We start from the raw sequence: 12,428 nt of genomic DNA on the forward strand, positions 1-12,428 counted from the left end.
CTGTTTTTTAAAACTCAATATTTATACCTAGTGAATATGTTTTTGCTGGTGGTGCGGAATAAAAAGAGGTACCTGTTCTTACTCCTGAGTTTCCATTAAAATCTGCTGTAGATTCAGGATCATATCCATCGTAATCAGTAATAGTAAGTAAGTTTACACCACTGAAATAGAACCTTACTTTTTCTAAGAAAAATCTTTTAGAGAAAATAGGATTAATTGTATATCCCAACGTAATGTTTCTAAGTCTTATAAAGTCGGCTTCGTCCAGGTAGCGAGTAGAATCCGCTTGTCCATTCTCTTGATTTAATCTGGCTTGTGGAACATTGGTAATATCACCAGGATTTTGCCATCTATCTAATTGATCAATGGTTTGGTTATCAAAGAATTTACCATTACCAGAAGAGAATTTACCGGCTTGATCAAAAATGGAAGCTCCGAATTCTCCTTGAAAAGTGAATTGAAAATCAAAATCGTTTACCTTTAAAGTATTTGTAAACCCGATCTGATACTCAGGAAACGGACTTCCTACTACGATTTTACTTGCTTTAGACACACTATCTGTAGTTGTTTTGTCTAAAGAGCCATCTGCATTTAATGTATTGGTATAAAATAAAGCATCTCCATTAGAAGGGTCAACACCCGCATACTCATATAGATAGAAAGAAGAAATAGTTTCACCTTTTCGTATAATATTTACTCCATCGATGATATCACCGCTTGGTAGATCTGTTACCTCATTCTTGTTTTGAGTAAATAGTGTACTTACGTTCCAAGTAAATGAAGGCTTAGAGATGATTCTTGCATTAAGACTTACTTCGAATCCTTTATTAACAATCTCTCCAATGTTTCTAACAATAGAGGTAAAACCAGAAGTACCTGGTAATGGTTGATTGAATAATAAATCATTGGTGGTTTTATTATAGTAATCAAATTCTCCAGAAATTGTACCATTAAACAAACCGAAATTTACTCCTAAGTCATACTGCGTTGTCTTTTCCCAACGTAATTCATTATCTCCTAATTGAATTGGTGAAACACCAAGTCTTTCATTATACGTAGTTACACCATAAAGATCTTTACTAGCAAAATCTCCAATTTCTGCATTTCCTGTAATACCCCAACTTCCTCTTAATTTTAAATTACTTAAAAAATAAGAATTACTTAAAAACCTCTCATTACTAACTATCCAAGCGGCAGAAGCAGCCGGAAACCATCCAAATTGTGAGTCCTGACCAAATCGAGAAGAACCATCTCTACGAATACTTAGATTGAATAGATATTTTTCGGCAATAGAAAAACGCGATCTGGCAAAATATGATAAGAAGTTGTATTTGGTTTTGTTAGAACCTCCGTTCGTTATTAATACTGCATTATCCAACGTTTGTAAATCATCCGAAGGAAATCCTTGTCCTATTGTAAATTGACTTTTACGATTGGTTTCTTCAAAACTTCCTCCTAACGTAGCAGAAAAATCTACTGCATCGCCAAACGTACGTTTATAAGTCAGGTAATTTGTTAAGATATACCTTTCTGTGATTGCATTGCTAACGGTACCAACTCCACCTGCCGAAGCAAATTCAGTTAAACTTCCAGAGAATCGTTCAGCATTCTGGTTATTAGCATCATAACCAACTTCGGATTTAAGTCTTAAATAATCATTAATATAAAAATCACCATACATATTAGCGGTGGTTCTCCAGATATCAGTAACAAATCTTCCTGTTTGTTCTTGTCCTAGAAAATTTTGAAACAGTGTAGAATTACCATCTACATTGGCAGTTCCATCTTCTAACAAAGCAGGTGTTAAAGGAGATTGACCTATAGATTGAAGTGGTGATATAAATGCATTGTCATTAGATAACCTGTCTATTGTAACTTTAGAGATATTGATGTTTACTCCTGCTTTTGATTTTTCAGTAATAGCTGCATCAACTTTACCTCTTAAGGTATATCTGTCTAACTCATTTCCTAATATAATACCTTCTGTCTTGTTATAGGATGTAGAAACGAAATAGGTGATTTTTTCGCTTCCACCAGAAGCTGATAGATCTATATCCTGAGTAATACCTTCTACCAAAGCAAGATCTTGCCAATCTGTATCCACTTCATTGTTTCTCCAATCGCTCCCTAAAGATAATTGATCAAATTTGGTTTCAATTTCATTTAAAGAAAGTCCTCCATTAAGAGCAGCTTCAGTATAAAATTCTACATATTGTTCAGCATCTAAATATTCTCTTTTGTTAGTAGCAAAATTCCATCCTGATGCTGTGTTTAAGGTGACTTTAGTTTTTTCTGCTTTACCTTTTTTAGTAGTAATGATAATAACTCCATTAGTTCCTCTGGCACCATATATTGCAGCTGCAGATGCATCTTTTAAGAAATCAATAGAATCTATATCGTTAGGATTCAGTCCAATTAAAGGATTTATTGGAGAATTGTTTATAGACTCGTCATCATTAATCAATGGTACTCCATCTAAAACATATAACGGTTCTTGAGAAGCACCAACTGTAGAGATACCCCTAATTCTAACTTTAATTCCGGATTCTACCCTTCCAGAAAGCTGAGTTATCTGCACACCAGTAACTTTACTAGTCATTAACGATTGAACACTTGGAGTGTTTATATCTGCAATTTCACCGGCTCTTATGCTTGAGACACTGGTTGTAATCTCTTTTTTAGAAGAACTACCATATCCTATTAGAACAACCTGATCTAATCCTTCTACATTATCTTTTAGCGTAACGTTTATCACGGTAGATCCTGTGATAGTTACTTCCTGAGTTTCGAAACCTACATAAGAAAATATAAGGATATCACCAGTAGTAGCTTCAATAGAATAATTTCCATCAAAGTCGGTTTGAACTCCATTGTTCGTCTTTTTTACTAAAATGTTTGTTCCGGGAAGTGGAATTCCGGATGGGTCGATAACCGTTCCAGTAATTGTTTTCTCTTGGGCTTGGGCAAGTCCAGAGCATACTAACATAGCCATAGCTATGCTAAGTTTGATTAAGTTTTTCATTGAGGGCGTTTTAAAATCGGGCCCAAAACTACGCTAATCCCGTAATAAAAACACCCCTACAATGATATGTGCTACTGAAAATAGCTGTTTTTTTTTAAGAATATTTTATCTGCAACAAGAAGTAAATTTTATTATTCTTAATTAAAACAAATATTATGTATTGTTATGGTAAAAAAAAGTACAAAAAAATGAGTTTTTGTGAAAAAATAAAAAATCGTTAAAACCAACACTAGGTTAGATAAAGTGTATGGATTGTAAGTCTATTCTTTCTTACTTTTATTATTTTCCGTCTTGTAGGGCAAATACCTTACGTAATAAATCTGTTGTCCTAGAACTAAGTTTATTTCTAATTTCTCCTTCTTCTACAGCAATCATAGTATATACACCTTCTAAAGCTTCGCTAGTAACATAGTCTGTAAGATCCGGGTTTACGTTACTAGTAAAAGGAATCGTATTGTATTTATTAATAATGTTTGACCAAACTTGATCAGCTCCTACCTTAGACAAAGAGTTCTTAATAACAGGATTAAATTTAGAATACAATGCAGATTTAGTAGTACCTTTTAGGTATTGCGTGGCAGCATCTTGGTTACCTAGTAATATCTGTTTGGCATCATTAAATGTAATTTGTTTTACTGCATTTACAAAAATTGGAGTTGCTTCTTGTACAGCATCTTCGGCAGCTCGGTTAAGAACTTTTAAACCTTCATCTGCTAGATTATCAAGACCAATATCTCTTAATGTCTTATCTACCTTTTTTAATTCTTCTGGTAATACAATTTTAACTAACTCATTTCTGAAAAAACCATCTTTTTGGGTAAGTTTAGTTACTTGTTTATCGATTCCTTTGTCTAAAGCTTCTCTTAAACCATTCCCTATGTCAATATTGCTAAGACCAATTGCTCCTGTAGTTTCTTGAGGAAGGCTCTCTATTACTTGTTGTAGTTCTGCACAACTTGAAAGTTGAAATATAACTAACAGTAAAAAAATTCTTTTCATAATTTCTTATTAGATTTGAGATTGTAATGATTTTATATGAATTCAAAGTTAATTTTTTTCATACTATCTATTTCAATTCTTTCTTGCAAAAATAGTGAAGATTCGATGAAAGGGAGATCTTTTGGGCCTAATGATCCAAAACAATACATAACTATTTTGGGAATTGCCCAAGATGGAGGGTATCCGCATATTAATAATACAGACGAATTCGTAGGTGTTGCCCAAGGTGATATTAGCAAAGAACTTGTTGTTTGTTTAGGAATTGTAGATCAAAAAGAGAGAAAAAAGTTTTTGATAGAAGCTACACCAGATTTACCTAAACAACTGGCTATGTTAGACGCAATACATCTAAATAAAGCTCCCATTATTGATGGTGTATTTCTAACCCACGCTCACATTGGTCATTATACTGGGCTTATGTATTTTGGTAGAGAGGCAATGGGATCAAAAGACATTCAGGTTTTTACAATGCCTAAAATGAAATTATTTTTGGAAAACAATGGTCCTTGGTCGCAATTAGTGGATTTACAAAACATTGTACTACGTCCATTAGAACATGAAGTATCGGTAGACTTGACAGAAAATATTAAAATAACACCATTCCTTGTGCCGCACCGAGATGAATTTTCTGAAACAGTTGGGTATAGAATTGATGGAAAATCTAAGTCTGGATTATTTATTCCTGATATTAATAAATGGACTTTATGGGAAAAGAAAATTGTAGATGAAGTGAAAAAAGTGGATTATGCTTTCATAGATGCTACTTTTTTTAAAGAAGGAGAAATACCTAGACCTATGGCAGAGGTTCCGCATCCTTTTATTCAAGAGAGTATCGAATTATTTAAAAATGAATCTAAAGAAGTTAAATCAAAGATTATTTTTATTCACTTTAATCATTCTAATCCTTTAATGGATCCTAGTAACAAAGAAAGAATTCAGTTAGAAAAAGAAGGGTACAGGTTTGCAAACACTAATGACATGTTTGAGTTATGAAAAAATAACAGTTTTGTTATTGTATACCAATACTTTTCTTTCTATATGATGTTTTATAGCTCTGGATAAAACTATTTTTTCAAGATCTCGTCCTTTTAAAATAAAGTCTTGTACATTATGGATATGTGATACCCTAACCACTTCTTGCTCAATTATAGGTCCTTCATCGAGATCAGAAGTTACATAATGACTTGTAGCTCCGATTATTTTTACACCGCGTTCATAAGCAGAATGGTAAGGTTTGGCACCAGGAAAAGCAGGTAAAAAAGAATGATGAATATTGATTATTTTATTGGGAAATTGATCCACAAAATTTTCAGATAAGATCTGCATATATCTGGCTAAAACAATGAAATCAACTTTAAGTTCTTTTAGTAATGCTATTTGTTCTGCTTCGGCTTGTTGTTTGTTAGATTTGTTAACAGGAATATGCTTAAAAGGGATTTTAAAATTATCTGCTATTGGTTTTAGATCTAAATGATTACTTATGATGATTGGAATTTTTACCAGAAGCTCACCAGAAGCGTGTCTTCCTAGAATATCGTATAAACAATGGTCATACTTAGAAACAAAAAGTGCCATTTTAGGTTTTTTCTCAGCATTATACATTTCCCAGTGCATATTGTAATTATAGGCTACTTCTTTATTAAAAGACTCTTTAAATAAAGCTAGTTTCTCTTCATCTTGATCAAATTCACATTCTAATCTCATAAAGAATTCTCCTAATTCTCTATCAACATGTTGTTCGATATAGACTGTGTTTCCTTTTTTTGATAAGATAAAATTAGTTACCGTAGCTATGATCCCTTTTTTATCCGGACAGTTAATGAGTAAGGTTGTTTTTTTCATGTAGTGATTAGATTGAAAATTCTAATTTTTGGAATATAAACTTACTATTTAAGTTGTAATAATTGCTTACGAACGTGACCTATTCGAATCGTTTTTGATGAATTAAAAAAATATGCCTGTTTTTTCTAAATTATCTATAATAAAAAAAGGTTGATTTTTATAAAAATCAACCTTCTCTTAATACAATGATATGTAATGTCTGTTATTTAATATCCTCTACTACATTATTAATTAAAGTTCTTATATGGTCTTTATGTGCTTTAGATAGTTTGTCTCCAGTACCGTTAGAAACCATTGATCTAATTCGTTTTAGATTATATAATGCCATTGATTTCGATGCATAAGTGTATTTAGGGCCTCTAGCATTATTCATCGAAATAACTTGGATGAGCCTTTTGGTATATTCTAATTGTAAATTCTGTCTAAAAGTATTTACAGAACTTGCAGCATCTGCTTGAAAAATAGCATTATTTAGATCTGTCATAAACTCTGATAATTTATATTCATTACCATATAATTCAGAATCGGTAATTCTTTGTAAAGTATTAGGGTGTAAAATATGATCTAGTACTCTTTTTTGAAACCCAAGTGTAAGATCATGAATTTTAGGGTCTTCTGGACCTCCGAAGAAGTTGTACCCTCTTCGTTGCATAGCAATATAATTATAAAGATCATTTGGAGTCTTATATGCATCTGGTGCAAACACATACTTTTTTAAAGCATTCATTGCTCTTTTTTGATCTTCATAACTAACGGGTGTAAAAGGTTTGGCATTTGTGTCTTGTCCTACCATACTTCTATCTACATATACACCACCAATGAATCTTGAAATAACATTTCCTGCTTGAGCATACTGACCACTTAGGATATAATAAGCTTGTCTCAGCTCTTGATAAGACTCGCCTTTTTTACTAAACTTCAGTTTGATTTCGCCCATCATATTATTCACTAATTCCATTCTGTTGATAGAATATTTTATTTGATCATTAGACATATCACCAATCATTACTCTTGGATCTATTGCCTTTCCTGGAGAGCGCATATCATCTGCATCATTCCCGAAAATCAGTTCAGGTTTTGTAGATTGACTAGCGATTTTTTCCAGCTCTTTATCAGAGCTTACTGGAGTGTATCCATATTGTATAGCCCATTTATCATAGGGTCCAACTGTCGTAGAAAAATATTGTCCTTGATTTGATTTGTCATTTGTAACATTAATTGCAGTATAATCCATAACTGATCCTGTAAGACATTTGTCTTTAATAAACTCTGGATTATTTAATTCTTCTGGAGAGAACAACTGACTTGCTTTCATGTTATGATTTAATCCTAAAGTATGACCAACTTCGTGCATTACTAATTCCTTCATAGCTTCCATTTTCATACCTTCCATTTCATTGTCATTTGCTCCATAGGCAATAAGAGCAGCTTGACCAAATAAAGAGTTTTCCTGCATGATATGACCATATGAGCAATATGTATGTTTATCCTTGATCATAGTTGGATAATTATTATCCTCATCTTGATCGCTTACAGCTAGGTTAAACAATCGATCATATTTTACACGATTTGTATGATATACATACTCTAACATAATATCTGCACCTAAAATTTCACCTGTTCTTGGGTTTACAAAACTTGGTCCATATCCACCAAAAGGCGGTATTGGAGAAGATGTCCATCTCAGTACATTATATCTAATATCTCCAGCATCCCATGTTGCATCATCAGGTTGTAATTTTACAACCATTGCATTTTTAAAACCTGCTTTTTCAAAAGCTTTGTTCCATTCTAAAACAGCTTCTTTAATGGTTTCTCTAAATTCTACTGGTGTAGAGTTTTCCATCCACCAAACAATTGGCTGTACTGGTTCGGAAATTGCTAAACTTGGATCTTTTTTTACTAAGTTCCAACGATGTACCAAATCCCTATAAGGTGTTGAACTTGCAGAAGTCATATCAGTCACCTGTGTAAAGAAATAACCAATTCTTGGATCATCAAATCTTGGTTTATAATCATTTTCTGGCATTGCAATAAGACTGTGCTCTACTTTAATCGTTACATTTCTACCGTCTGTTACTGCATTAGAACCTCCATTTAGTATATTAGATTTAGAATACACGTAATGACTATTTATATTTAAATTTTTCGGATAATTTTTGATTGATTTAATCTTAGTTTTTTCCTTGCTAAGTGAACCTAACTTAAAAGCAAAAGGTGATTGTCCTGGAAAGTTTGGCATTTTTATTTGCTCAAAAGTCTCTTTAAGAAATAGATCGTCTGATTTTATTAGATATAATCCTTTTTCTTCGTCCAAAGCTTCAATTTTTAAACTTGCCATAATTCCTTCGCTAATATTTGCATTAGCTGATTTTGATAAAGCACTGTTTTCGTCAAAATAATAAGAAGCATTTTGAGTGATAAACTCAATTTTATTATAATGTTTTTCGATTTTAAAAACTTTATTATCCCTGTATGAACCTCTAAAAGCACCAGCTTCTAGTACTCCATCAGAAATTTGACTGAAATAAATAAACTCTTTTCCAATTTGGTCTTTTTTAATCACCATTTTGGTAGTTCCATCAATAGTATCTCTATAGATGGTAAACAATCCTTCTATTTTTTCACTTTTCTTAGTAAGTTCTTCAATCGATTTTTCTTTGGAATCTTTCTTAGCTGTATCTACTTGCTCCGTTTTCCCTTTTTTGGATTTTTTCTTTTTCTTACGTTGCGCTTCCATGTTTTGGATCCCTAATCCCAAAACAAATGCAAATGATAAGAGTAATAATTTGTTTTTTGATGATGTAATTTTCATTTTAAAATGTATTTGTTTTCAATAATTTTGGAAGATATAATTTTCCATATATAGTTAGAAAATCTTTAACAATAGTGTTAACACTTTCTTAAGTACTATTTGACTTATGGAATGTCACTTTGTTACAGGAATTGAAAAATAATAAACGTAAATTTGAACTATAAATAATAAAACGATAATTAGAGTTATTGAAATTATATAATTCTAAAAAAATATCGGTTTTTGATGCGTATTTCGTAAATTAGCACCTATTAAAATACTTTTTATTGTCAATGGAACAAATTGCACCCTATAAGCCCAAGAATAAAGTTAGAATTGTAACTGCAGCATCATTATTTGATGGTCATGACGCGGCGATAAATATTATGCGTCGTATTATTCAGTCAACCGGAGTCGAAGTCATACATTTAGGACATGATAGAAGTGTTGAGGAAGTAGTAAATTGTGCAATTCAAGAAGATGCCAATGCTATTGCAATGACCTCTTATCAAGGTGGGCATAATGAATACTTTAAGTATATGTATGATTTACTTAAAGAAAAAGGAGCTTCGCACATTAAAATATTTGGAGGCGGAGGTGGAGTAATCTTACCAGAGGAGATTAGTGAGTTAATGGATTACGGAATTACAAGGATTTATTCTCCTGATGATGGAAGAGAATTGGGGTTGCAGGGTATGATTAATGATCTAGTGCAACAATCTGATTATCCTATTGGAGATAATTTAAATGGAGAAGGAGCGCATTTAGCAGATAAAGAAATTGGTGCGATTGCTCGTGTGATTTCTTCGGTAGAAAATTTTCCTGAAGTTGCAAAAGACACCTTAGATCAAATACACGAAAAAAATAAAACATCAAAAACACCTGTTCTGGGTATTACTGGAACTGGAGGAGCCGGAAAATCCTCTCTTGTAGATGAATTAGTTCGACGTTTCTTAATTGATTTTCCTAATAAAACAATTGGATTGATTTCTGTGGATCCATCTAAACGTAAAACCGGAGGAGCTTTATTAGGAGATCGTATTCGGATGAATGCAATAAATTCGCCTAGAGTATATATGCGTTCATTAGCAACAAGACAATCTAATTTAGCATTATCCAAATATGTGGCAGAAGCTATCGAAGTTTTAAAAGCAGCAGAATTTGATCTTATCATCTTAGAGACTTCAGGTATTGGACAATCAGATACAGAAATTCTAGAGCATAGTGATACTTCATTATACGTTATGACTCCAGAGTTTGGAGCCGCTACTCAGTTGGAAAAAATAGATATGCTGGATTTTGCGGATTTAGTTGCTATTAATAAATTTGATAAAAGAGGTTCGCTTGATGCTTTAAGAGATGTTAAAAAACAGTATATGCGTAATCATCAGCTATGGGATACTCCACAAGATGATTTACCAGTATACGGAACTATAGCTTCGCAGTTTAATGATCCAGGAATGAATACGCTTTATAAAGCGATTATGGATAAGGTGGTGGAGAAAACAGGTGCAGATTTAAAATCAGATTTTCATATTTCTAAGGAAATGTCTGAAAAAATATTTGTAATTCCTCCAAGTAGAACCAGATATTTATCAGAGATCTCTGAAAATAATAGGGCATATGATAAAACGGCTAGTACTCAGGTAGAAGTAGCTCAGAAATTATATGGAATTTATAAAACGATATGCAGTGTAGCTAACCTAAATTTCGTAGATCTATCTAAAAATGGTATTGAGGAAGAACAGCTTAGAAAAGTAAAGAATGATGAAAATGAAGACTTTTTAAGACTTTTATTAGCAGAATTTGATCGAGTTAAATTAAATCTCGACCCTCATAATTGGGAGACGATAACAGGTTGGGCTGCAAAGGTTCAGAAGTATAAAGATCCAATTTATTCTTTTAAGGTTAGGGATAAAGAGATCAAAATAGAAACACATACCGAGTCTTTATCACATAGTCAAATTCCTAAAGTAGCTTTGCCTAAGTATGAAGCTTGGGGTGATATTCTAAAATGGTGTCTACAAGAGAATGTTCCTGGAGAGTTTCCTTTTGCGTCCGGGTTGTATCCTTTTAAACGTACAGGAGAAGATCCTACCCGTATGTTTGCAGGAGAAGGTGGTCCAGAAAGAACGAATAGACGTTTTCATTATGTTAGTTTAGGGATGCCGGCAAAACGGTTATCTACTGCTTTTGATTCTGTAACACTATACGGAAATGATCCAGATCATAGACCTGATATTTATGGTAAAATTGGGAATGCTGGAGTTTCTATTTGTTGTCTTGATGATGCTAAAAAACTATATTCTGGTTTTGATCTTACTCATGCTATGACATCTGTAAGTATGACCATTAATGGACCAGCTCCAATGTTATTAGGATTTTTTATGAACGCAGCAATTGATCAAAACTGCGAGAAGTATATCAAAGAAAATAATCTTGAAGCTGAGGTTGAGGCTAAAATAAAGAAGATTTATAAAGAAAAAGGAGTTGAGCGCCCTGCGTATCAAGGAGATCTTCCAGAAGGAAATGATGGATTAGGTCTTATGCTACTTGGTGTAACCGGAGATCAAGTACTACCGGCAGATATATATGCAGAGATCAAGGCTACCACACTTAATACAGTGCGTGGTACTGTGCAAGCAGATATTCTTAAAGAAGATCAGGCTCAGAATACTTGTATATTCTCAACAGAATTCGCTCTACGATTAATGGGAGATGTGCAAGAATATTTTATAGAAAAACAAGTACGTAATTTTTATTCAGTTTCGATTTCTGGATATCATATCGCAGAGGCAGGAGCCAATCCAATTACACAATTGGCATTGACACTGGCTAACGGATTTACGTATGTAGAATATTATCTAAGTAGAGGAATGGATATTAATAAGTTTGGACCAAACTTATCTTTTTTCTTCTCTAATGGTATCGATCCCGAATATGCTGTAATTGGTAGAGTAGCCCGTAAAATTTGGGCGAAAGCCTTAAAAAACAAGTATGGTGCTAATGCTAGAGCACAGATGCTTAAGTATCATATTCAAACATCTGGTCGTTCACTACATGCTCAGGAAATAGACTTTAATGATATTCGTACCACGTTGCAAGCATTGTATGCAATCTATGACAATTGTAATTCATTACATACTAATGCTTATGATGAAGCTATTACTACACCAACAGAAGAGTCTGTAAGACGTGCTATGGCAATACAGTTGATTATTAATAAAGAACTAGGACTTGCTAAAAATGAAAACCCAATTCAAGGATCTTTTATTATCGAAGAATTAACTGATTTGGTAGAAGAGGCTGTACTTACAGAGTTTGATAGAATTACAGAACGAGGCGGTGTATTAGGAGCTATGGAGACCATGTATCAACGCAGTAAAATACAAGAAGAAAGTTTGTATTACGAAACCTTAAAACATAACGGAGAGTTTCCAATCATCGGCGTTAATACATTCTTAAGTTCTAAAGGATCTCCAACGGTAACTCCAGGAGAAGTAATTCGAGCTACTGAAGAAGAAAAGCAGTATCAAATTACGATGTTAAATGAATTACAGAAAGGAAATATAAACGAAACTTCTGAATTGTTAAAAGATTTGCAAGAAAGAGCTGTTAGTAATCAGAACATTTTTGAAGCATTAATGGAAGTATGTAAGAAATGTTCTTTAGGCCAAATTACTTCTTCATTATTTGAAGTGGGTGGGCAATATCGTAGAAATATGTAATTGAAGTATTTTTTTTCAATTTTAATAATATCAAAAACTTATA

Annotated in this window: 6 protein-coding genes; 2 read left to right on the forward strand and 4 right to left on the reverse strand. The window is 32.9% G+C overall.

Annotated elements, in window-relative coordinates; all coding sequences use genetic code 11:
• Positions 1-7: 7 nt before the first annotated feature.
• Together NMK29_RS03220 and NMK29_RS03225 are read right to left on the reverse strand one after the other, a co-directional pair.
• Positions 8-3,022, reverse strand: coding sequence for a TonB-dependent receptor (locus NMK29_RS03220; protein WP_108801554.1), 3,015 nt, complete (start codon positions 3,020-3,022; stop codon positions 8-10).
• A 279-nt stretch (positions 3,023-3,301) separates the two neighbouring features.
• Positions 3,302-4,021, reverse strand: coding sequence for a DUF4197 domain-containing protein (locus NMK29_RS03225; RefSeq protein WP_108801555.1), 720 nt, complete (start codon positions 4,019-4,021; stop codon positions 3,302-3,304).
• A 36-nt stretch (positions 4,022-4,057) separates the two neighbouring features.
• Between NMK29_RS03225 and NMK29_RS03230 the strand changes: the two genes are divergently transcribed.
• The gene (locus tag NMK29_RS03230; RefSeq protein WP_108801556.1) at positions 4,058-5,014 is read left to right on the forward strand and encodes an MBL fold metallo-hydrolase; all 957 of its coding nucleotides are present in this window, start codon (positions 4,058-4,060) and stop codon (positions 5,012-5,014) included.
• Here NMK29_RS03230 and purU read toward each other — a convergent pair.
• Positions 5,009-5,863, reverse strand: a complete 855-nt coding sequence (gene purU / locus NMK29_RS03235; protein WP_108801557.1) for a formyltetrahydrofolate deformylase — start codon at positions 5,861-5,863, stop codon at positions 5,009-5,011. The two genes, NMK29_RS03230 and purU, sit on opposite strands and share 6 nt — an antisense overlap.
• Before the next feature lie 202 nt (positions 5,864-6,065).
• Positions 6,066-8,678: a zinc-dependent metalloprotease gene (locus tag NMK29_RS03240; protein ID WP_108801558.1), complete on the reverse strand. Its 2,613-nt coding sequence runs from the start codon at positions 8,676-8,678 to the stop codon at positions 6,066-6,068.
• Between the two features lie 272 nt (positions 8,679-8,950).
• On the opposite strand from NMK29_RS03240, the gene NMK29_RS03245 reads away from it, so the two are divergent.
• A complete protein-coding gene (locus tag NMK29_RS03245) occupies positions 8,951-12,385 on the forward strand; it encodes a methylmalonyl-CoA mutase family protein (protein ID WP_108801559.1) in 3,435 nt (1,144 codons plus the stop codon).
• The last annotated feature ends 43 nt before the right edge of the window (positions 12,386-12,428 follow it).

It is taken from the genome of Aquimarina sp. Aq107, assembly GCF_943733665.1.
Taxonomy (GTDB): domain Bacteria; phylum Bacteroidota; class Bacteroidia; order Flavobacteriales; family Flavobacteriaceae; genus Aquimarina.